Source organism: Nocardia sp. NBC_00416, from assembly GCF_036032445.1.
Taxonomy (GTDB): Bacteria; Actinomycetota; Actinomycetes; order Mycobacteriales; family Mycobacteriaceae; genus Nocardia.
In genome coordinates, this window is the sequence record NZ_CP107932.1 from 4,515,259 (window position 1) to 4,541,660 (window position 26,402).

Sequence of the window (26,402 nt, forward strand, 5' to 3'; positions counted from 1 at the left end):
TCAGCTCTCGACGACGGTGACCTCTTCGGGGACCTCGCCCACCTGTTCGCCGGCGGCGACGAACCAGTGGGTGACCTCGCCGGACTCGATATCGCCGGCCGGATCGTCTCCGGTCGGCAGCACCGAGAGCGCGCCCGCGGTGACGGCGACGAGGAATTCGTCCACCGCCGCGGAGCCCGACGACGCGGTCGTGAACGTGGTCGACTCGTAGTCGATCTCGTTCGTTTCGCGCAGCCGGGCCGCCCGGTCGAGGGCCTCGGTCTGCGTGAGGATCCGGGCCTCGGTGGCGGTGACCACCACGAAGGCCGGATGGTCCTCACCCAGCGGCCGGGTCCGGTCGGCGTAGGACACCGGGTGCGTGGCGGCCTCGGTCAGTTCCGCGGCGATATCGTCGGCATCCGGGTTCAGCCAGGGCAACGAACCGGAGGCCGTATCGCCCAGCACCAGATCGGCGTTCGCGGCGGCGACCCGGTCGGCCGACAGGTCCGCGGCGAAGACCAGTGCGGCACCGGACTTCTGGACCGCCCACGCCGCGACCGTCGCGTCCACCGACCGTGCCGTGGTGACCGCCACGGTATTACCGGGTCCGATATCGCGGGCGATCAGCAACCGGGCCAACTGCGAGGACCGGCGGTCCAGGCTCTGGAAGGCGATCTCGTCGTCACCCACCAGCAGCGCGGGTGCGGCCGGATCTTCCTCGACCACTTCGGCCAGCGCCTTGGCGACGGTACGGGCCCCGACCCAGCCGGCCGGTTCGGCCGCGGGCGCGGCCTTGGACTCGGTCACCAGCCGCGCACGCTCGGCCGCGTCGAGGATATCGATATCGCCGACCGGGGTGTCGGTGTCCGCGGCCAGCGCCTCCAGGACCCGTTGGAACCGGGCGGCCAGTGTTTCGGTTTCCGCCTCGGTGAACCGGTCCCCGGCGTACTCGAGGGAGAAGCCGAGCTGTTCCTCATCGGTGACCATGACCGTGATCGGGTAGTTCGTGCCGCCGTGGAAGTCCAGGCCGACCACCGACATCCCGTCGATCGAACTCACCCGTTCGATGGACTCGCGGTCCACCGGATAGGACTCGAAGACGAGCAGTGTGTCGAACTGGGCTCCCGCCCCGGCCGCACGCTGGATCTCGGGCAGGCCGATGTGGTGGTGATCCAGCAGCGCCGCCTGTTCCTGTTGCACCCGGGTGAGCAGGTCGGCGACCGTGGCCCGGTCGTCGATCCGAACCCGGACCGGCAGCGTGTTGATGAACAGACCGACCATCGACTCCACCCCGGCCAGATCGGCCGGGCGGCCGGAGACGGTGGCGCCGAAGACGACCTCGTCACGACCGGTGAGCCGGCCCAGCAGCACGGCCCACGCGGACTGCGCCAGAGTGTTGACGGTGACCCCGAGCGCGGCCGCCCGGTCCCGGATCCGCCGGGACAGGTCCGCGTCCAGCGTCGTGTGCACCTTGCCGTCCGGAACCTTGTTCGCGGACTGCTGCGGCGCGAGCAGGGTCGGTTCGTCGACCCCGGTCAGCGCGTCGGTCCACACCCGCACCGAATCGGATCGGTCGTGCTCGGCGAGCCAGCCCAGGAAATCCCGGTACGGGGCCACCGGCGGCAGCTGCGCCGGATCGCCGTGCAGGGCGTACAGCATCAACAGATCACGCATGACCAGCGGCAGCGACCAGCCGTCGATCAGGATGTGATGCGAATCGACGACCAGGAACGCCCGCTCGGCTTCGGTGCGCACCAGGGCGAACCGGATCAGGGGCGCCACCGCCATATCGAAGTTGTCGGCCCGGTCCGCGGCCAGCCACCGCTGCAGCGCGGCGGCCCGATCGGCCTCGGGAACGGTACGCAGATCCACTTCGCGCCAGGGCAACTCGACCCGATCCGAGACCACCTGGACCGCCCGGCCCACCGAATCGGCGGTGAAGGCGACCCGCAGGTTCGGATACCGATCGAGCAGCGCCTGCCCGGCCGACCGCAGTCGTCCGGCGTCGACCTCGCCGCCGAGTTCGATGATCGCCTGCTGGACGTAGATATCCGCGGCGCCGGCCGAGAGCTGGGCCAGGAACAGCAGACCGGACTGCAGCGGGGTCAGCGGCCAGACCTCCGACACCGCCGGGTAGTCCTGCTCCCAGCGGTCGATATCGGTCTGTTCGACCTCGAGCAGTGCGAGATCGGACGGGGTCAGCCCGCCGGCGTCCGTCCGGTCGGCGTGACCGGCGAGGCCGGTGAGCGCCGCCAGCCACAGATCGGCCAGATCCTGGACCTTCTGCCGGGAGAGCAGACCGGTCGGGAACGCGAACGACGCGGTGAACCGCCCGGTTTCGGACCGGACCGCCTCGATCGCGATCACCGCGCGCGCGGGCAGTCGCGGCGCACTCCAGGTGACCGGTTCGGCGAACCCGTCCACCGGACGCCACTGCGGCTCCACGTCGGCCGTTCGGCGGTCGATCACCCGCAGGGAGACCGGCGCGGGCCCGGGGCCGGCGTAGCCGATCCCATGCCCGGGCACCGCCCGGACCTGCTCCTTCACGGCCTTGATCACCTCGCCGGTGGCCGCGCCACCGGTGAAGGCCGCCGCCGGATCGGTGCCGGACAGGTCCACCCGGACGGGATGGGAACCGGCGAACCAGCCGACCGTCGCGTCCAGATCGGCCCCGGCCAGGGCGTGTGCGCCGCGGCCGGTGTCCACCAGGTCGATCGACATGACCGACGCCGAGTTCCACCGTGTCACGGCCAGCGCCAGGGCCGACAACAGCGCGTCGGCCGGGTCGGCGCGGTACAGGCCCGGGATGCGGTCGAGGACCGCGGCGGTGATCTCGTCGGGTATCGCGACGCGTACCTGGTCGACCGTGGACGCGGTGTCCACGCCCGGCTCGAAATCCCGCTCCAGCGGCAGCACGGACGAAGACCCGGTGTGGTCTTCCTTCCAGTACGGCTCGTCGGCGCGGGCCAGCGTCTCGGCGGCCAGCGCGTGCGCCCAGGCCCGCAGCGAAGTTCCGGTCCGCGGCAGGCTGATCTGCCGACCCTCGGCCGCGGCGGTCGCCGCGCTCGCCAGATCGCGGGCCAGGATCCGCCAGGACCGTTCGTCGATCACGACCCGGTGTGCCAGCGCCAGCAGCACATCGGCGCCGGCGGTGCCGCTTGTGCCCGCTGCACCGGCGGTGCCGCTTGTGCCCGCTGCACCGGCGGTATCGCCCGTGCCAGCTGCGCCGGTGGTATCGCCCGCGTCCGCAACGTCGGCGGCCACGAACCGGACGAACTGCGCCACGATGCCCTGTTCCGGATCGAGACGCTCACGCGCCGCGTCGGATTCGGCGGCGATGATCCGCGACCGTTCGACCGCGCTCAGCCCCGCCGGCAGCACCACCCGGTGCAGCACCGCGGCCGCGTCCACCGTGCCCGGTTCGGCGACCTCCACCCGGTGACCGTCCGCGCCCGGCCGCACCCGCAGCCGGAGCGCGTCGTGCTGGTCGAGAACCGCCGCTACGGCAGCGGTCACCGCGGCGTCGTCGATACCGGCCGGCAGCTCCCAGGCCAGGGCCTGGGCGAAACCGGAATGGTCGGCTCCGTGGGCCAGCAGCCGGGCGATATTCGCCGGCACCGGAAGCTCACCGACCCCGCCGCCGGGCAGTTCCGGCAGCCGTCGCGATTCGGCGGTGTCCAGTACCGCGATCTCGGCGAGACCGGCGATCGTGCGCTGCTCGAATACATCCCGAGCCCGCAGCAGCACGCCGCGCAACTTCGCCCGCGAGACGAGCTGGATCGACAGGATGCTGTTACCGCCGACGGCGAAGAAATCGTCGTCCACGCCGAGTTCGTCGGTACCCAGCACGTCGGCGAAGACCTCGGCCAGGATCTGTTCGGTCCGGTTCGACGGCGCCCGGTAGGCGGTCGTCGCGAATTCCGGATCCGGCAGCGCCCGGCGGTCGAGCTTGCCGTTGATGTTGCGCGGCAACGCGTCCAGTTCCATGAAGACCGTCGGCACCATGTACGACGGCAATTGGGCCGCCAGCGCCGACTTCAGCTCGGCGAGGTCGAGCCCTCCGTCGATGGACACGACGTAGGCGACCAACGAATCACCCAGCCGTTCATGCGATTTCGCGATCACCGCGGCCTGCGCGATCGACGGCTGAGCCAGCAGCGCGGCCTCGATCTCGCCCAGTTCGATCCGGAAACCGCGGATCTTCACCTGGAAGTCGGTGCGACCCCGGTATTCCAGTTCGCCCCGGCTGTTCCACACCGCCAGGTCGCCGGTGCGGTACATCCGGGCGCCCGGGGTGAACGGATCGGCGACGAATCGGTCCGCGGTCAGGTCCGCGCGCCCGAAGTAGCCGCGGGCCAGCTGGGCACCGGCCAGGTACAGCTCACCGGGCACACCGTCGGGTACCGGTCGCAACCGCTGGTCCAGCACGTAGACCCGGCTGTTCCACTCGGGCGCGCCGATGGGCACCGACAGTGTGTCGGCGGCGTCCACTTCGTGCGCGGTGATCGACACCGCGGCCTCGGTGGGGCCGTACAGGTTGAACAGGCGGGCGTCGCTCGCCGTCCGGAATCGCTGCGCCGTCGCGGCGGGCAGCGCCTCACCGATGGCCAGGACGCGCCGCAGGCTCTCGGCCGGCACACCGTCGGAGGCGGTGAGCAGGGCGTCGAGCATCGACGGCACCACGTGCAGGGTGGTCACCCGCTCGTCGCGCAGCAGCCCGTTGAGGTACTCCGGATCCTGGTGACCGTCCGGGGTCGCGATGACCAACCGGCCACCCGACACCGCCGCCGACCAGAACTCCCAGACGGAGAGGTCGAAGGTCGCCGCGGTCTTCAGCAGTACCGCGTCGTCCGCGCCGAGACCGAATTCGGCGGTCTTCCAGAGCAACTGGTTGACGATCGCGGCATGGGGCACCGCCACGCCCTTCGGGCGCCCGGTGGAACCGGACGTGAAGATCACGTAGGCGGTGTGCCGCGGACGCAGCGGCGTGATCCGTTCTTCCGCGCGCACCGGGGTGGCGGCCAGGCTGTCCAGCTCGAGTTCGTCCAGCAGGACCACCGGTGCGCTCTCGGTCCGGAACCCGGTCTCGGACACGGTCAGCACGCAGACCGGTGCGGCGGTATCCAGGATGTAGGCCGTCCGTTCGGCGGACTGATCCGGATCCACCGGCACGTAGGCGCCGCCGGCCTTGGCGACCGCGTACATGGCGACCACCAGATCCACCGAGCGCCGCAGCGCCAGCGCCACCCGGTCCTCGGGTCCCACGCCGAGGCCGATCAGGTGCCGGGCCAGCCGGTTCACCCGGGCGTCCAGTTCGGCGTAGCCGATCCGGGCGCCGTCGGGGCCGACCAGCGCGACCGCGCCGGGGTCGGCCGCCACTGTCCGGTCGAGCAGGTCGACCAGGGTGGCGGTGGTGTCGACCGGATGCTCGGTCGCGTTCCGGCCGGACACCAGTTCGGTCCGTTCGGTAGCGGACAGAACCTCCAGTTCGCCCACCGCGGTATCCGGGGTGGCGAGCACGGCGCCGAGGAGCCGGACGAACCGGTCGACGAAGCCCTGGGCGGTGTCGTGATCGAATAGATCGGTGGCGTAGGTCAGATAGCCGCCGATACCGGTGGCCGCACCGGACTCGTCGTAGCCGTCGGCCACGATGAGGTGCAGGTCGAACTGCGAGATCTCCCAGTCCACCGTCAGTTCGGAGATGGCCAGACCCGCGAGTTCGAACTCCGACCGGGACAGGTTCTGGAACGACAGACCCACCTGGAACAGCGGATGCCGCGCCGTGGAACGTTCCGGATTCAGGATTTCCACGAGCCGTTCGAACGGGACGTCCGCGTTCGCGTACGCCTGGATGTCGATCTCGCGCTGCCGGGCCAGCAGATCGGTGAAGGCCTCACCGGAATCCACCTGGGTGCGGAACACCAGAGTGTTGACGAACATACCGATCAGATCGTCGAGGGCGGCCTCACCACGACCCGCGATCGGGGTGCCGATCGCGATATCCGGGGTCCCGGACAGCCGCGACAGCAGCACCGCGAACGCGGTGTGCACGACCATGAACAGCGTCGCGCCCTGTTCGTTCGCGAACTGCACCAGCGCCCGATGGGTTTCGGCGTCGATCCGCACCTGCGCCTGGCCGCCCGTGTAGGACTGCACCGCGGGCCGCGGGCGGTCGGCGGGCAGGTCCAGCTGGTCGGGCAGTTCCGCCAGCGCCTGCTGCCAGTAGGCGATCTGCTTGTGCGACAGCGAATCCGGATCCGATTCCACGCCCAGCAGCTCGCGCTGCCAGATGCTGTAGTCGGCGTACTGCACCGGCAGCGGCTGCCAGTCCGGTGCGGTGTCCATGATCCGGGCGGCGTAGGCCAGCATCAGGTCACGGGTCAGCGGGCCCGCCGACGAACCGTCGCCGGAGATGTGATGGACCACCATCGCCAGTACGTATTCGTCGGTGGTCCCGGCGATATCGAACAGCGCGACCCGCAACGGCACCGTGGTGGTGACGTCGAACGAGGTCGACAGCACCTCGGTGACCGCCGCGGTGATGTCGTCGGTGGCCACGGTCCTGGTCTCCAGGTCGACCGGGGTGCCCGCCGGCAGGATCACCTGGACGGGACCGGAATCGGTCTCCGGGTAGATGGTGCGCAGGACCTCGTGCCGAGCGGTGAGATCACCGAGCGCGGCCCGGAACGCGGCGGCGTCCATCCGGCCGGTCAGCCGGACGGCCACCGGCACGTTGTACGCCGCGGAGTTGGTGTCGAACCGGTTCAGGAACCACATCCGCTGCTGCGCCAGCGACAGCGGGATCCGCGCGGGACGCGGCTGGGGAACCAGCGCGACCCGGCCGGGGCCGGACTCCGCTTCCACCCGGGCCGCGAGTTCGGCCACCGTCGACGCCTCGAACAGCGCGCGCACCGGAACGCTGGTGTCCAGTGCCGCACCCAGCCGGGCGACGACCTGAGTCGCGATCAGCGAGTTGCCGCCGAGACCGAAGAAGTCGTCGTCACGGCCGACCCGTCGCGTGCCGGACAGGCCCAGCGCCTCGGCGAACACCCCGGCCACGATCTCCTCCACCGGAGTGGCGGGCGCCCGGAACTCCACGGCCTCCAGGACCGGTTCGGGAAGCGCGCGGCGATCGAGTTTGCCGACCGGGGTCAGCGGGATCTCGTCGAGCACCATGATCGCGCTCGGCACCATGTACTCCGGCAGCGCACGGCCCAATTCGTCGGTCAGCGCGGCGGTATCGACCACCGCACCGTCGACCGGCAGCACATAGGACACCAGGATCGTCGACCCGGAACCGGCCTCCCGGCCGATGGTCACGGCGAAGTCGATATTCGGCTGCGCAGTGAGCGCGGCGTCGATCTCGCCGAGTTCGATGCGGAAACCACGGACCTTGACCTGGAAGTCGTTGCGGCCCACGTACTCCACCGCGTCGCCCAGCCACCGGACCACGTCGCCGGTGCGGTACAGCCGGTCGCCCGGTGCGCCGAACGGGTCGGCGACGAAACGGCCGGCCGTGAGACCGGGACGGGCGTGATAGCCGCGGGACAGCTGGATTCCGCCCAGGTACAGCTCGCCGGTGACGCCTTCGGGCACCGGCCGCAGCCGGCTGTCCAGGACCAGCGACCGCATACCGCGGATCGGACCGCCGATGGTGACCGGTGCACCCGGCACCAGCGGTTCGCTGATATTGGACATGATCGTGGTCTCGGTCGGGCCGTAGCCGTTGTAGAGCGACCGGCCGGGCGTGGTCGCCCAGCGGGCGGCCAGCTCGGCGGGTACGGCTTCACCACCGGCCACGATGGCCCGCATACCGGACAGCGCGGCCGGGTCGAGGGAAGCGAGGACCGACGGGGTGATGAAGGCATGGGTCACCCCGGTTTCCCGGATCAGCTCCGCCAGTTCCGCGCCGCCGTACATCATCGGCGGCACCATCACCAGCGCACCCGCCGAACCCACGGCCAGCAACAGCTCCAGCATCGACGCGTCGAACGACGGCGACGCGAAGGCCAACGCCCGGGTGGACCTGTCCAGCTCGTAGCGCTCGACCTGCTCGGTGCTGAAGTTGTGCAGACCGGCATGGGTGACGGCCACGCCCTTGGGCAGACCCGTCGAACCGGAGGTGTAGATCATGTACGCCGTATTCGCCGCGCGTACCGGAGCAGGCCGGTCCGCGTCCGACACCGCGGCGGCCGGCAGTCCGGCGACCTCGGCGGCGAATTCGGTGTCGTCCAATGCGATCCAGCCACCCGCCGCGGCGGGCAGATCGGACAGGTCGGCCGTCAGGGTGACACCGAAGGCCACACCGGAGTCGGCGACCATATGCGCGATGCGGTCCGCCGGATAGGTCGGATCGATCGGCACCAGCGTCGCACCGGACCGGACGATCGCCCACAGCGCGACCACCGAATGCCACGACCGCCGCAGCGCGGACGCCACCGGCACCTCGGGCCCGGCGCCGCGCGCGATCAGCGCGCGCGCCAACCGGTTCGACGCCTCGTCGAGTTCGGCGTAGGGGTAGGACACGCCGTCCGCGATCACCGCGATCCCGTCCGGGTTCGCCGCGACCGCCGCGTCCATCAGCTCGGCCAGCGTGCGCGGCTGTTCGGCCGGGCCGCCGGTCCTGGTGGTGAGATCCGTGAGCTCACCGTCGAGCATGATGTCGATATCGCCGACCGGCAGCGCCGGTGCATCCACCAGCGCGTCCAGTACCCGGACCAGCCGCCGGCCCAGCGCCGTCATGTACGACTCGGTGAACCTGCTGGTGAGGTAGCGCAGTCGCAGCACTACCGTCTCCTCGGCCAGCGCGAGGATCGTCAGCGGGTAATGCGAATTGTCGTTGGTGCCCGCGCCGGTCACCGACATACCGTCGATCGAACTCGTCGCCTCGATCGCATCCTTGTCCACCGGATACGACTCGAACACCACCAAACTGTCGAACTGCGCAGCAGCCCCGGTCGCCCGAACAATATCGGTCAACCCCAAATAATGATGCTCCAGCAAACCCGCCTGCGAACGCTGCAAACCGGTCAACAACTCACTCGTCGTCGCCCGCTCATCCACCCGCACCCGCACCGGCAACGTATTGATGAACAAACCGACCATCGACTCGATACCCGGCAACTCCGCCGGACGACCCGACACCGTCGCACCGAACACCACATCAGCACGCCCGGTCAACCGACCCAGCAACACACCCCACGCCGCCTGCACCATCGTGTTCACCGTGACACCCAGCTCAGCGGCCCGGGCAGCGACCAGACGGGCGCGTTCGGGTGCGAGCTCGACGACCTCTTCGGCCATATCGAAGGTCTCGGCGTCCACCGACTGCGGTGAGAGCAGGCTCGGTTCGGTGAATCCGGCCAGCTCCTGGGCCCAGGCCTGCTCGGAAGCAGCCCGGTCCCGCTCCACCAGCCAGGCCAGGAAGCTGCGGTAGGAAGTGGGCCGCGGCAGCCCGGCGGTTTCGCCGCGGGTCGCGTACAGGACCAGCAGGTCCTGCATCAGCAGCGGCATCGACCAGCCGTCCAGCAGGACGTGGTGGACGGTGATCACTACGCGCCACCGGTCGTCGGCCACCCGGAACAGGGTGAACCGCATCAGCGGGGGTGTGGCCGGATCGAAGTGCACCGACTGGTCCTGCGCGGTGCGCCGCAGCAATTCGGCCGCACGCGCCTCTTCGGGCAACGTGCGCAGATCGATCTCGCGCCACGGCAGCTCGACCCGATCCAGCACCACCTGCACCGGCTGCCCGGCGGCGCCGGTGACGAAGGCCGTGCGCAGGTTCGGGTAGCGGCCGGTCATCGCCTGGGCCGCGGCGCGCAACCGGGCCGGTTCCACGGTTCCGGTGAGGTCCAGCAGCGCCTGCATGGTGTAGACGTCGACGCTGTCCTGGGTGAGCTGCGCGTGGAAGATCAGACCCGCTTGCAGCGAGGACAGCGGCCACACCTCGGTCAGATCCGGGTAGACGCCTTCCCAGCGTTCGATATCGGACTGGCTCACCCGCACCAGCGGCATATCCGACGGGGTGAAACCACCGGCGTCCGGGCGGCGGACGTGGTCGGCCAGCGCGGTCAGCGCCGCCACCCACAGATCCGCGAACTCGCGAACCTGTTCGGCGGACAGCAGCCCGGCCGGGAAACTGAAGGACGCGCCCAGTTCCGGACCGTCGGCGCCGTCGGCGACGATGGCGTTGACGTCCACCACCGCCGCGGCCGGCATCTCGGGCGCGGTATCGGTATCGAGTTCGCCCAGATCGTCGGTCGGCATCCAGCCGAGTTCGGCCAGGTCGGCCGGGATCTCGCCGGCCGAGACACGGCCCAGGTAGTTGAAGCCGATCTGGCCCGGGACCTTCGCCGGCAACTGCGCGCCGGTCTCGGCGTTCAGATGCCGCAGCATTCCGTAACCCAGCCCGCGGGCCGGGATCGCCAGCAGCTGTTCCTTCACCGACTTGATCAGCGTCCCGGCGGCCGCGCCGCCGGCGAACGCGTCGTCGAGGTCGGCGCCGGACAGATCCAGCGCGGCCGGGAAGACGGAGGTGAACCAGCCGACCGTACGCGACAGGTCCGCACCCGGTACGACGTCCTCCTCACGACCGTGACCCTCGAGCTTGATCAACGCCGACGATCCGGAATCGGCGCCGCGCCAGCGGATCACCGCCATGGCCAGCGCGGTGAGCAGGCCGTCGTTGGCGGCTCCCCGGAACCGGGCCGGCAGTGTGTTCAGCACGGCTTCGGTCACCGCCGCGGACACCCGGACCTCGACGCGCTCGACGGTCGCGTTGGTGTCGACGGCCGGGTCGAACGCCCGCGCACCGAGCACCGGGTCCACCGTGTCCACGACCCGGCGCCAGTACTCCAGCTCGGCGGCACGCGCGGGCCGCTGGGCGGCCTCGGCCAGACCGTGCGACCACCGCCGCAGCGAGGTGCCGACCGGCGTCAGCACCGGCGAATCGCCCGCGACGATCTGCGACCAGGCCGTCGCGAGGTCGGGGATCACGATGCGCCAGGACACGCCGTCGACCACGAAGTGATGGGCCGCCACCAGCAGCACATCACGCCGTCCACCGTCGAAGGCGAACCACACGAACTCGACCATCGCACCGGCGGCCGGATCCAACCGGTCCAGCGCCGCGTCGAACTCCGCCGACGCGACCCGCGCCAGCTCGGCATCCGATACGTCCGCGTCCAGCTCCACCCGGCGCAGCAGCTCGCTCACCTCGACCGCACCCGCGGGCAGGGTCTCGAATACGAACGACCCGTCCTCCGGCCGCACCCGCGACCGCAGCACGTCGTGATGATCGACGACCGCGGTCAAGGTGGCGACCAGCGTCTCCCGATCGATGCCCACCGGCAGCCGCAGCATCATCGTCTGCGAGAACCGGCCGTGCGGGGCGGTGTCGGACAGGATCTGCGCCATGAACGGCAGCGGCGGCATATCGCCGACACCGCCACCGGGCAGTTCGGCCAGGCGCACTTCCTCCACGCCGCCGAAACGCGCGACGTCGGCCAGGGCGGCCACCGTGCGCTGCTCGAACACATCGCGCGGCGCGAACACCACACCCCGTGCCTTCGCCCGCGACACCAACTGGATCGACAGGATCGAATCGCCGCCCAGCGCGAAGAAGTCGTCGTCCAGACCAGCCCGTTCCACACCGACGACTTCGGCGAAGACCTCGGCGACAACGGTTTCCAGCGGTGTCACCGGCGCGCGGAACTCCGCGGCCTCGAACACCGGCGCGGGCAGCGCCTTGCGGTCGAGCTTGCCGGAGGCGTTGAGCGGGAACGCGTCCAGCACCACGATCGCCACCGGGACCATGTACTCCGGCAGGCGGCCGGACAGGTGCCGGCGCAGCACATCCGGGTCGGCGGCCTGTCCGGAGCCGGCCACCACATAGGCGACCAGCTGATCGCCGGTCTGCGGGTTGCGCAGTACCAGCGACACCGCCTGGGCCACCGTCTCGTGGGCGGTGAGCGCGGCTTCGATCTCGCCGAGTTCGATACGCAGACCACGCAACTTCACCTGGAAATCGGTACGACCCAGATAATCCAGCTCACCACCAGCAGTCCACGTAACCAGATCACCAGTGCGATACATACGCGCACCGGAATCGAACGGATCCGCCACGAAACGGTCGGAGGTCAGATCAGGCCGCGCCACATAACCACGCGCCAACTGCGCACCCGCAAGATACAACTCACCCGCGACACCCACCGGAACCGGCCGCAACCGGTCATCCAGCACATAAACCCGCGTATTGAACACCGGCGCACCGATCGGCACCGACACCACATCGGCATCGGTCACCTCGTGATACGTCACATCCACCGCGGCCTCGGTCGGACCGTACAAGTTGTGCAACGCCGTCCCGGTCAACTCCCGCACACGCCGCGCAGGCTTCGGCGACAACGCCTCACCGGACGAGAACACCAACCGCAGCGAATCGCAGCGCGGCACCCCGGCATCGGCCAGGGCCGCCACGAACACCGTCAGCATGGACGGCACGAAGTGCGCGACGGTGATCTCTTCGGTATCGATGATCTCCGCGAGGTAGGCGGGATCACGATGACCGTCCGGCCTCGCGACCACCAACCGCGCACCGATCTGCAACGGCCAGAAGAACTCCCACACCGACACATCGAACGTCGCCGGCGTCTTCTGCAACACCACATCCGTGACCGACAACCCGTACTCGGACTGCATCCACACCAGACGATTCACAATCGCCGCATGCGACACCGCCACACCCTTCGGGCGGCCCGTCGAACCCGACGTGAAGATCACGTACGCCGTGTTCTCCGGTCGCAGCGGGCTGATCCGGTCGGCGTCGGTGATCGTCTCGTCCGAGTACTCCGACAACTCGAGGCGGTCGATCTCGACCACCGGGCAGTCCGATGCCGTGAACTCCGCGCTCGCGGTCGTCAGCACACAGGCCGGGGCCGCGGTGGCGAGGACGTAGTCGATCCGCTCCGCCGGCTGGTCCAGATCCAGCGGCACGTACGCGCCACCGGACTGCACCACCGCGTACATCGCGACGACGAGGTCCAGCGACCGCCGGATCCCCAGGGCCACCGGCACATCCGGGCCCACGCCAAGCGAGATCAGGTGCCGTGCCAGATGGTTCACCCGCGCGTCGAACTCGGCGTAGGACAGAGTCGTCCCCTCGAACGTCACCGCGGACGCATCCGGGGTCCGCTCGACCTGTGCCGCGAACCGGTCGGCCAGGGTGGCCGGGCCGGTGATCTCGTCGGCGGTGTCGTTCCAGTCCCGCAGGACCCGGGTCCGTTCGGCGGCGTCGAGCATGATGTCGATATCGCCGATCGCCAGTTCCGGCGAGTTCACCAGTGCGTCCAGCACCCGCAGCAGCCGGGCGATCAGCACATCGATCTCGGCCGCGTCGAAGCGGCTGGCCAGGTACTTGACGGTGAATTCGACCGTGGCGCCGGCCATCACCAGGATGGTCAGCGGGTAGTGGGTGTTGTCGTTGATACCCGCGCCGGTCACCGACATACCGTCGATCGAACTCGTCGCCTCGATCGCATCCTTGTCCACCGGATACGACTCGAACACCACCAAACTGTCGAACTGCGCAGCAGCCCCGGTCGCCCGAACAATATCGGTCAACCCCAAATAATGATGCTCCAGCAAACCCGCCTGCGAACGCTGCAAACCGGTCAACAACTCACTCGTCGTCGCCCGCTCATCCACCCGCACCCGCACCGGCAACGTATTGATGAACAAACCGACCATCGACTCGATACCCGGCAACTCCGCCGGACGACCCGACACCGTCGCACCGAACACCACATCAGCACGCCCGGTCAACCGACCCAGCAACACACCCCACGCCGCCTGCACCATCGTGTTCACCGTGACACCGAGCGTGGCGGCCCGGTCGGTCAGCTGCCGGGTGCGCGTCTCGTCGAGCTCGAGGAGCAGCTTGCCGATCTCGTAGGACTCGTTCTCCACCGGGCGCGGCGCGATGAGCGTCGGTTCGGTGAAACCGGCCAGCTCGTCGGCCCAGGTCTGTTCGGAGACCGCGCGGTCGCGGTCGCCGAGCCAGGCCAGGAAGTTGCGGTAGGAGGAGACCCGCGGCAGCGGCGCGATATCGCCGCGCGTCGCGTACAGCATCAGCAGATCCCGCATGAGCAGCGGCATCGACCAGCCGTCGAGCAGGATGTGGTGCGTGGTGATCACGAGTCGCCACCGGTCGTCGGCCACCCGGAACAGGGTGAACCGCATCAGCGGGGGCGCCGCCAGATCGAAGTGGCGCGACTGGTCCTCGGCGGTCCGCCGCAACAGCTCCGCTTCGCGGTCGTCCTCGGGCACCGTGCGCAGCTCGACCTCCCGCCACGGCACCTCGACCCGGTCCAGTACGACCTGCGCCGCTTGACCGGACGAGTCGGTGACGAAGACGGTCCGCAGGTTCGGGTAGCGGTCGAACATGCCGCGTGTGGCCGCGCGCAGCCGTTCCGGATCCAGGGTTCCGGTCAGGTCCAGCAACGCCTGCATGGTGTAGACGTCGACGCTGTCCTGGGTCAGTTGCGCGTGGAAGAGCAGACCGGACTGCAGCGGCGAGAGCGGCCAGACCTCCGACAGCGCCGGATACGTGGACTCCCAGCCCTCGATATCGGCCTGTCCGACCCGCACCAGCGACATATCGGACGGGGTGTAGCCACCGGACTCCGGGCGCCGCACGTGGTCGGCGAGCGCCGTGAGCGCGGCCACCCAGAGGTCCGCGAACTCGCGGACCTGCTCGGCGGTCAACAGCCCAGCGGGGAAGGCGAATCCGGCCGTGAGCTGCGCCCCGTCGGCGCCGGAGTTGACGATCGCGTTGATGTCGAGCACCGCGTTGGCCGGCATGTCCCGGTCCTGGTCGGCGTCGATCGCACCGAGATCATCGGTGGGCACCCACCCGAGTTCGGCGAGCTCTGCGGGAATCTCGCCCGCCGAGACGCGGCCCAGATAGTTGAAGCTGATCTGACCAGGCACCTTGTCCGGCAGCGACGCACCGGTCTCGGCGTTCAGATACCGCAACATGCCGTAGCCCAGACCCTTGTCCGGCACCGCGAGCAACTGCTCCTTCACCGACTTGATCAGCGCACCCGCGGCCGCACCACCGAGGAACGCATCATCGACGTCGATCCCGTCGAAGTCCAGGCGGACCGGGTTGGCCGAGGTGAACCAGCCGACCGTGCGGGACAGATCCGCACCCGGCACGACGTCTTCCTCACGGCCGTGACCCTCGAGCTTGATCAACGCCGCCGTCCCGGAATCCGCACCGCGCCAACGGGCGACCGCCAGCGCCAGCGCCGACAGCAGACCGTCGTTCGCACCGGCGTGATAGCGCGCGGGCAGGGTGTTGAGCACCGCTTCGGTGACCTCGACCGGAAGAGTGACCTCGATCCGTTCGACCGTCGCGTTGGTATCGGTGCGGGGGTCGAACGCGCGCGCACCCAGCAGCGGATCCGGCGTCGACACCACCCGCTGCCAGTATTCGAGTTCGGCGACCCGCTCCGGCCGCGCCGCGGCCTCCACCAGACCGTGTGCCCACCGCCGCAGCGAAGTGCCCACCGCCGGCAACGCCACCGCCTGCCCGGCCGCGACCTGCGACCAGGCCATCGCCAGATCCGGGATCACGATGCGCCAGGACACGCCGTCGACCACGAAGTGATGCGCCGCCACCAGCAGCACATCACGACGCTCACCGTCGAAGGCGAACCACACGAACTGCACCATCGCACCGGCGGCCGGATCCAACCGGTCCAGCGCCGCGTCGAACTCCGCCGTCGCGATCCGGACCAGCTCGGCATCGGAGACCGCGCCGTCCACATCCACCCGGCGCAGCAGGCCGTCGACATCCACCGCACCGGTGGGCAGGGTCTCGAAGACGAACGCCTCGTCCTCCGGTCGCAGCCGCGACCGCAGCACATCGTGGTGATCGAAGGTCGCGGCCAACGTGGCGACCAGCGTCTCCCGATCGATCCCCACCGGCAGCCGCAGCGACATCGTCTGCGAGAACCGCTGGTAGGAATCGTTGCCGTCCAGGATCTGCGCCATGATCGGCGTCAACGGGATATCACCCACACCACCACCGGGCAACTCCGCCAACAACACCTCGTCGGCGCCACCCAGACGCGCCACCTCGGCGAGCCCGGCGACAGTGCGCTGCTCGAAGACGTCACGCGGCGAGAACACCACACCCCGCGCCTTCGCCCGCGACACCAACTGGATCGACAGAATCGAATCCCCACCCAAAGCAAAGAAATCAGTATCCGCACCCACACCCGGCACCCCGAGCACATCAGCGAACACCTCGGCGATCACCGACTCCACCTCACCCACCGGAGCCCGGAACTCACCAACCTCCAGCACCGGCTCCGGCAACGCCTTCCGATCCAACTTCCCGACCGGCGTCAACGGAATCTCGTCCAACACCACGATCGCGCTCGGCACCATGTAGTCCGGCAGCACCTGCGAGATCTCGTCGGTGAGCACCGCGGTGTCGACGGCGGTACCGGCCACCGGCAGCACATAGGACACCAGGATCGTCGTCCCGGAACCCGCCTGCCGGCCGATGGTGACCGCGAAGTCCACACCCGGCTGCGCCGTGAGCGCGGTATCGATCTCACCCAGTTCGATGCGGAAACCACGCACCTTGACCTGGAAGTCGTTGCGGCCCACATACTCCACCGCGTCACCGAGCCACCGCACGAGGTCGCCGGTGCGGTACAGCCGCTCACCGGGCGCACCGAACGGATCCGCGACGAACCGGCCCGCCGTCAGGCCCGCCCGCGCATGATATCCGCGGGCCAGCTGCACGCCGCCCAGGTACAGCTCACCGGCCACGCCGACCGGGACCGGTCGCAGCCGGCCGTCCAGCACCAGCGCGCGCATACCGCGGATCGGCCCACCGATGGTGACCGGCGCACCGGCGACCAGCGCATCGCTGATATTGGAGGCCACCGTCGCCTCGGTGGGACCGTAGGCGTTGAACATCTTCCGGTCCGCGTCGGCCGCCCAGCGGGTCACCAGCTCGGCTGGTACGGCCTCACCGCCGACCACGATCGTGCGCACCTGCGGCAGCGAATCCGAGTCGAGGGAAGCGAGGACCGACGGGGTGATGAAGGCATGGGTCACCCCGTGCTCCCGGATCAACTCCGCCAATTCCGCGCCGCCGAACATCATCGGCGGCACCATCACCAGCGCACCCGCCGAACCGACGGCCAGCAACAACTCCAGCATCGACGCGTCGAACGACGGCGACGCGAAGGCCAGCGCCCGGGTGGACCTGTCCAGCTCGTAGCGCTCGACCTGCTCCACACAGAAGTTCCGCACACCCGCGTGGGTCACGGCCACGCCCTTGGGCAGACCCGTCGAACCGGAGGTGTAGATCATGTACGCCGTATTCGCCGCGCGTACCGGAGCATGCCGGTCCGCGTCGGTCACCGCACCGGCCGGCGACTCCGCCACCTCGGCGGCGAATTCGGCGCCGTCCACCGGCAGCCAGCCGCCGGTCGGCGCGGGCAGGCCCGCGAGGTCCGCCGCCAGCGTGACCCCCAGGGCCGCACCGGAATCGGTGACCATGTGCTCGATCCGGTCCGCCGGATAGGTCGGATCGATCGGCACCAGCACCGAGCCGCTGCGGACGATCGCCCACAGGGTGACGATCGAATGCCACGAGCGCTGCAGTGCGGAGGCGACCGCGACCTCGGGGCCCGCGCCGCGCGCGATCAACGCGCGCGCCAACCGGTTCGAGGCCTCGTCGAGCTCGGTATAGGTGTAGGACACGCCGTCGGCGATCACCGCGACACCGTCCGGGTTGCCCGCCACCGCGGCGGCCAGCAGATCCGGGAACGTCTGCGCGGGCTCGGCCGGACCACCGGTCCGGGTGGTCAGGTCCGTGAGCTCGTCGCCGAGCATGATGTCGATCTCGCCGACCGGCAGCTCCGGCCGGTCCACCAGCACGTCCAGCACTCGCACGAGACGGGTTGCCAGCAGCTCGATCTCGTCGGCCGAGAACAGGCCCGCCTGGTACCGCAGCCCGATATCGATGGTGGCCTCGGCGGTGATCACCAGGGTCAGCGGATAGTGGGCGTTGTCCGTGGTCCGCACCCCGGTGATCGACATACCGTCGATGGAACTGGTGGCCGCGATCGCGTCGGCGTCCACCGGATACGACTCGAACACCAGCAGGTTGTCGAACCCGGCGCCCGCACCGGCGATCCGCTGGATATCGGTGAGCCCCAGATAGTGGTGTTCCAGCAGTCCGGCCTGCGCGTGCTGGAGTCCGGTCAGGAAGTCGCGCACCGGCGCGCCCTCGTCGACCCGCACCCGCACCGGGACCGTGTTGATGAACAGGCCCACCATGGATTCCACGCCGGACAGCTCGGCCGGGCGACCGGAGACGGTGGTACCGAACACCACATCGTCACGGCCGGTGAGCCGGCCCAGCAGAATGCCCCAGGCCGCCTGCATCATCGTGTTCACGGTGATGCCCAGACCGGCCGCCCGCGCGCCGACCGCACGGGTGCGCTCGGCGTCGATCGCCACCGTGCGGGTGACGATCTCGCTGTCGGTCACGGTCCGGCTCTGCCGCGCGAGCTGGGTGGGCTCCTCCACACCGGCCAGTGAGTCCGCCCAGGCCCGCAGCGATTCGTCGCGGTCGCGCTCCCCCAGCCAGGCCAGGAAGTTGCGGTACGACGACACCCGCGGCAGCGGCGCCGCGTCGCCGCGCGTCGCGTACAGCATCAGCAGATCGCGCAGCAGCAGCGGCATCGACCAGCCGTCGAGCAGGATGTGGTGCGTGGTGACCACCAGTTGCCACCGGTCGTCGGCCAACTGGAACAGGGTGAACCGCAGCAGCGGCGGCGCGGCCAGGTCGAAGTGCACGGCCCGGTCCGCGTCGAGGCGCCGCTCGAATTCGGCGTCCTGCTCGCCGGCCGGCACCGTACGCAGATCCACCTGCCGCCACGGCACCTCGACCCGGTCCAGCACCACCTGCACGGACCGGCCCGCGGTATCGGCGACGAAGGCCGTGCGCAGGTTCGGGTAACGATCGATCACGGCCGCACCCGCCGCGCGCAGTCGCGCGGCGTCCACGACGCCGGTCAGCTCCACCACGGCTTGCATGGTGTAGACGTCCACAGCGTCCTGGGTGAGCTGCGCGTGGAACGCCAGACCGGACTGCAGCGAGGACAGCGGCCACACCTCGGTCAAGGTGGGGTACTGCCGTTCCCAGGTCTCGATCTCGTCCTGGCTCACCCGCACCAGCGGCATATCGGACGGGGTGTGACCACCGGATTCCGGGCGCCGCACATGGTCGGCGAGCGCGGACAGCGCGGCCACCCACAGGTCACCGACCTCGCGGACCCGCGCGGCGGTCAGTACACCGGCCGGGAAGGCGAACGACGCGGTCAGTTCGGGACCGTCGGCGCCGGAGTTGACGATCGCGTTGATGTCGAGCACCGCGTTGGCCGGCATATCCCGGTCCTGATCCGCGTCCAATCGACCCAGATCGTCGGACGGAACCCACCCGAGTTCGGCGAGTTCGGCGGGAATCTCGCCCGCCGAGACGCGGCCCAGATAGTTGAAGCTGATCTGACCAGGCACCTTGTCCGGCAGCGACGCACCGGTCTCGGCGTTCAGATACCGCAGCATGCCGTAGCCCAGACCCTTGTCCGGCACCGCGAGCAACTGCTCCTTCACCGACTTGATCAGCGCACCCGCGGCCGCACCACCGGCGAACGCATCATCGACATCGATCCCGTCGAAGTCCAGCCGCATCGGATGCGCCGCGGTGAACCAGCCGACGGTGCGGGACAGATCCGCACCCGGCACGACGTCTTCCTCACGGCCGTGACCCTCGAGCTTGATCAACGCCGACGATCCGGAATCCGCACCGCGCCAGCGCGATACCGCGATCGCCAGCGCCGAGAGCAGACCGTCGTTGGCGCCCGCGTGATAACGCGCGGGCAGCGTGGTCAGGACGGCCTCGGTGATATCCGCGGGAACCCGGATCTCGACGCGCTCGACCGTCGCGTTGGTATCGATCTCCGGGTCGAACGCGCGCGAGCCCAACAGCGGATCCGGAGTTTCGACAACCCGCTGCCAGTACTCGAGTTCGTGCACTCGCTCGCTATCGGCCGCGGCCTCCACCAGGCCGTGTGCCCACCGCCGCAGCGAGGTGCCCACCGCCGGCAACGCCACCGCCTGCCCGGCCGCGACCTGCGACCAGGCCATCGCCAGATCCGGCACCACGATGCGCCAGGACACGCCGTCGACCACGAAGTGATGCGCCGCCACCAGCAGCACATCACGACGCTCACCCTCGAAGGCGAACCACACGAACTGCACCATCGCACCGGCGGCCGGATCCAACCGGTCCAGCGCCGCGTCGAACTCCGCCGTCGCGATCCGCGTCAGTTCCTCGTCCGCCACCCCGGCGGCCACATCCACCCGGTGCAGCAGGGCGTTCACATCCACCGCGCCCGGAGCCGATGTCTCGAACACCGGCCCGCCGTCACCGGGGACCAGGCGTGCCCGCAGCACGTCGTGATGGTCCACGACACCCGCGAGGGTGGCGACCAGCGTCTCAGTGTCCAGATCGACCGGCAACTTCAGCGTCACGGTCTGCGAGAACCGCTGGTAGGAATCGTTGCCGTCCAGGATCTGCGCCATGATCGGCGTCAACGGGATATCACCCACACCACCACCGGGCAACTCCGCCAACAGCACCTCACCGGTACCGCCGATCGAGGCGACCTCGGCCAGCGCGGCCACCGTGCGCCGCTCGAAGACGTCACGCGGCGAGAACACCACACCCCGCGCCTTCGCCCGCGACACCAACTGGATCGACAGAATCGAATCCCCACCCAAAGCAAAGAAATCAGTATCCGCACCCACACCCGGCACCCCGAGCACATCAGCGAACACCTCGGCGATCACCGACTCCACCTCACCCACCGGAGCCCGGAACTCACCAACCTCCAGCACCGGCTCCGGCAACGCCTTCCGATCCAACTTCCCGACCGGCGTCAACGGAATCTCGTCCAACACCACGATCGCGCTCGGCACCATATGCGCCGGGAGCGTGCGGGCGACGAAATCGGTTACCGCGCGGGTATCCACCGAGTGACCGGTGACCGCGAGTACATAGGACACCAGAATCGTCGCCCCGGCATCGGTTTCCCGGCCCAGGGTGATCGCGAAGTCGATATCGGGATGGGTGGTGAGCGCGGTGTCGATCTCACCGAGTTCCACGCGGAAACCGCGGATCTTCACCTGGAAATCGGAGCGGCCGACATAGTCGAGGTGCCAGTTCACCGTCGGCAGTGTCTGATTCCCGGCGTGCTCGCCCGCCGGGGCGTACCAGCGCACCACGTCGCCGGTCCGATACATCCGGGAGCCGATATCGCCCCACGGATTGGCGATGAACCGGTCCGCGGTCAGGTCCGGCCTGTTGTGGTAGCCGCGGGCCAGCGCACCGCCCGACAGATACAGCTCACCCGCGACACCCGGCGGCACCGGATGCAGCCGGGAGTCCAGCACCAGCGCGGTCATCCCGTGCACCGGGCGGCCGACGGTGATCCGCTCGTCCGGGACCAGCCGGGCGAAGGTGGAGATGATGGTGGCCTCGGTGGGGCCGTACGCGTTGAAGTACTGACGTCCCCGCTGCCACTTGGCGAGCAGTTCCGGCGTCGTCACATCGCCGCCGACGGAGAGCACCTCGATGCTGTCCAGCCCCTCGGGGTCCATGCTGCCCAGCACCGCGGGAGTGATGATGGTGTGGGTGACCCGCTCGGCCCGCAGCAGTTCGGCCAGGTCCGGTCCGCCGAGGATCTCACCGGGCACCACCACCAGGGTGGCGCCGATGTACCCGGCGCACACCCATTCCAGTACCGACGGGTCGAAGCTGGGCGAGCAGATCTGCAGGAACCGATGATGCGATTCCAGCTTGTACAGGTCGGTCGCGGTATCGGCGAGACCGCCGATACCGGCATGGGTCACCGTGACGCCCTTGGGCAGGCCGGTCGATCCTGAGGTGTAGATGAGGTAGGCGGGATGCCACATCATCAGCGGCGCGCGCCGCTCGGCGTCGGTGACCTCGGCCCCCGACTCCGCATCGATCTCGGCGATGAACTCCGGATCGTCCAGCAGCAGCCATTCGGCCTCGCCCGGCAACTGATCCACGAACTCACTGCTCGTGATACCCAGGACGGCACGGGAGTCGGTGAGCATGTGGCGCTTGCGGTCGTCCGGGTAGTTCGGGTCCACCGGCACATGCGCGCCACCGGCTTTGGTCACCGCCCAGAAAGCGAGCACCATCTCGTAGGAGCGCGGGAAGGACAGCGCCACGATCTCTTCCGGCGCGACACCGCGGCCGATGAGCACCCGCGCCAGTCGCGAGGACCGGTCGTCGAGTTCGCGGTAGGTGATGGAACGGCCCCGGTAGCGAACGGCCACACCGTCCGGGTTGAGGCGGACGCCGTGGGTGAGCATTTCCGGCATCAGACCGGTGGCCATGACATGGTCGCCGTGGACATCGGTCATCAGCCCGAATTCGGCGTCCTCGAGCAGCGGCAGATCGCCGAGGGGCGTGTGCGGGGCGCCGACGGCGGCGCGCAGCAATCGGACGAACCGCTCGGCGAACACCGCCACCGTGGACTCGTCGAAAAGGTCACGGGCGTAGGCGAAGTCCGCGTACATTCCGCCGCCCGCGAGCTCGGCCAGATTGAGCGCGAGATCGAATTTCGCGGTGTCGATATCGAACTCGACGCCGGCGACCCGCAGGTCGGGCAGCTCGAACTCGGTGACCGGCAGGTTCTCGAACGACAGCGCCACCTGGAACAGCGGATGGCGGGCCGTCGACCGTTCCACGTCGAGCAGCTCGACCAGCCGCTCGAACGGGATATCGGCGTGCCCGAAGGCCTGCAGGTCGGATTCCCTGGTGGCGGCCAGGAATTCGGTGAAACTCAGGTCACCGTCCACCTGGGATCGCAGCACCAGGGTGTTGACGAACATGCCGATGACATCGTCGAGCTCGGCTTCGCCGCGGCCCGCGACCGGGGTGCCGACGGTGATATCGCCGGTGCCCGACATCCGGGCCAGGAACAGCGCCAGCGTGGCGTGCACGACCATGAACAGCGTCGCGTTGTGCTCGGCGGCCAGGCGGACCACCGCGCGATGCAACTCGGCGTCGATATCGAAGCGCACCCGGCCGCCCGCGAAGGACTGCGTGGTGGGGCGGGTCCGGTCGGCGGGCAGGTTCAGCTCGTCGGGGACCCCGTCCAGCGCGGTCCGCCAGAACTCGGTCTGGTTGCTGAGCAGGCTCTCCGGGTCGTCGCCGGAACCCAGAACCGCGCGCTGCCACAGGCTGAAATCGGCGTACTGCACGGGCAGCGGCGACCACGCGGGCAACTCACCGGCGGCCCGGGCCGCGTAGGCGACCATGACGTCACGGGTGAGCGGTCCCATCGACCAGCCGTCCGTGCTGATGTGGTGCGCCACGATGACCAGCACGTACTCGCGCTCGCCCACATGGAACAGCGCCGCGTGCAGCGGTACCTCGGTGGTGACGTCGAAGCCGACGGAGATCGCGGCCGCGACCCGGTCGCGCACCGCTTCGGCCGGAACCGGAACCGGCGTGAGGTCCGGGAGCGCCCGTTCCACCGGCAGGATCACCTGCTGCGGAACCCCGTCCCGCTCCGGATAGACGGTACGCAGGACCTCGTGCCGACCGATCACATCGGCGACCGCCCGCTGCAGGGCGGCGGTGTCCAGTTCGCCGGTGAGCCGGATCGCGGCCGGGATGTTGTACGCCGAGGACGCGGTGTCGAACTGGTTGAGGAACCACATCCGCTGCTGCGCCAGCGACAGCGGCACCACCTCGGGCCGTGGCCCGGCGACGAGCGGCGGGCGTCCCGCGGCACCGGAGTGCTGCTCCAGCTTCGCGGCCAGACCGGCCACCGTGGGCGCCTCGAACAGCAGCCGCACCGGCACTCGGGTATCCACCGCGGCGCCGATCCGGGCCACGATCTGGGTCGCGACCAGTGAGTTGCCGCCGAGCGCGAAGAAATCGTCGTCCGCGCCGACCCGCTCGACCCCGAGCAGATCCGCGTACACTCCGGCCACGATCTCCTCGATCGGGGTTGCCGGGGCCCGGAACTCACGCCGGCTCAGCGTCGGCTTCGGCAGCGCCTTGCGGTCCAGCTTGCCGCTGGTGTTGAGCGGGAACTCGGTCAGCCCGACCACGGTCGCCGGGACCATGTAGGTCGGCAGCCGCTGCCCGATGGCGGCGAGCAGGCCCGCCGGATCGATCTGCGCGCCCGGCGCCGGCACCGCATAGGCGACCAGCTGTTCACCGAGTTCCGACGGCATGACCAACGCGACCGCCTGGCTCACCGACGGCTGCGCCAGCAGCGCCGATTCGATATCGCCGAGCTCGATCCGCTGACCGCGGAACTTGACCTGGAAATCGGAGCGACCCAGATAGTCCAGGACACCCTTGCCGTCGATCGGCTGCCAGCGCACCAGGTCGCCGGTGCGGTACATCCGGGCGCCCGGATCGAACGGGTCGGCCACGAACCGGTCCGAAGTCAGGTCCGGGCGCGCGACATAACCGCGGGCCAGCTGATCGCCCGCCAGATAGAGCTCACCCACCACACCGGGGGGTACCGGCCGCAACCGGGCGTCCAGCACATAGCCGCGGGTGTTCCACTGCGGCAAGCCGATCGGGACACTGGAGGTCTCCGAACCGGTAGCCGGCCAATAGGTCACCGATACCGCGGCCTCGGTCGGACCGTACAGGTTGTGCACACCGGCATCCGAGATCGCCCGGACAGCCGCCACCGTCTCCGGCGGCAGCGCCTCGCCGATCACGAAGACATCGCGCAGGGTCGGGATCGACCCCGCGGCGGTCTGGGTCGCGAAGACCGTCAGCATCGAGGGCACGAAGTCGGTGACGGTGACCTGCCGCGCGGCAATGGTTTCCGCGATATAGGCCGGGTCGCGATGACCGTCCGGGGTGGCCACGACGAGTTTCGCGCCCGCCCGCAGCGGCATGAACCAGCCCCACAGCGATACGTCGAAGGTGGTCGCGGTCTTCTGGAAGTAGACGTCCGCGGCGTCCATCGGGTATTCCGACAGCATCCAGGTGATCTGGTTGTGGATGGCCCGATGCGAAACCGCCACACCCTTCGGGCGGCCCGTGGAACCGGACGTGAAGATCACATACGCCGGGTTGTCGGGCGAGACGACCCCGCGCAGTTCACTCGGCCGCACCGGGTCGGCCGGGTAGGACTCGGCATCGACGCTGTCGATCTCGAACACCGGAGTGCCCGTCGGAACCGGCACCGCGTCCGCGGCGGTGGTGAGCACGCACACCGGCCGGGCGGTGCCGAGGATATGGCCGATGCGTTCGGCCGGATGGTCCGGATCCAGCGGAACATAGGCGCCACCGGCCGTGATGATCGCGTACATGCCGACCACGAGGTCCAGCGAGCGCCGCACCGCGAGCCCCACCAGGGACTCCGGGCCCACACCCGACTCGATCAGCAATCGGGCCAGCCGGTTGACCCGTTCGTCGAATTCCCGATAGGTGAGCTCGGCGCCCTCGTACACCACCGCAACCCGATCGGGATGGGCCGCCGCGGTCCGGGTGTAGCCGGTCAGCAGCAGTTCCGGATCGATCGTCCGCGCGGTGTCGTTCCACGCCACCAGGACGCGGTCCCGTTCGGAGTCGTCGAGGACGTCGAAATCGCCCACCGCGGTATCCGGGGCGGCCACGATCTCGCGGAGCAGCCGCAGGAACCGGTCGACGATGCCCTGCGCGGTCGCGCTGTCGAACAGATCGGTCGCGTAGGTCAGGAACCCGCTGATTCCGTCCGCGGCGCCGGAATCGTCGTAGTTGTCCCCGACGATCAGATTCAGGTCGAACTGGGACTGCTCGGTATCGAAATCCACCGGCGAAACGGTCAGGCCCGGCAGTTCCAGCTGCGAATTCGCCGTGTTCTGGAACGACAGACCCACTTGGAACAGCGGATGGCGCGCGGTCGAGCGCTCCGGGTTCAGGACCTCCACCAGGCGTTCGAACGGCACATCGGCGTTGGCGAAGGCGCGGATATCGTTCTCCCGCTGCCGGAACAGCAGTTCGGTGAAGGGTTCACCGCGGTCGATCCGGGTCCGGAACACCAAGGTGTTGACGAACATGCCGATGAGATCGTCGAGTGCCGCCTCGCCGCGACCCGCCAGCGGCGTGCCGATGGCGATGTCGTCGGAGCCCGAAAGCCGGGCGAGCAGCACCGCGAACGCGGTGTGCACCACCATGAACAGGGTGGCGTGCTCGTCACGCGCGGCTTCCAGCAGCGCGCGGTGGATCTCCGCGTCGATATGGACCTCGACCCGGCCACCGGTGTGCGACTGCACCG

1 protein-coding gene (running past one end of the window) is annotated in these 26,402 nt (G+C 69.4%); it reads right to left on the reverse strand.

Features of this window, described 5'->3' with window-relative positions; translation table 11 throughout:
- Positions 1-26,402, reverse strand: the final stretch of a protein-coding gene (locus OG804_RS19415; protein WP_328388487.1) for a non-ribosomal peptide synthase/polyketide synthase. The gene runs 27,952 nt beyond the window's last position; 26,402 of the gene's 54,354 nt are visible here — the last part of the coding sequence; its start codon lies beyond the right edge, outside the window; it ends in the stop codon at positions 1-3.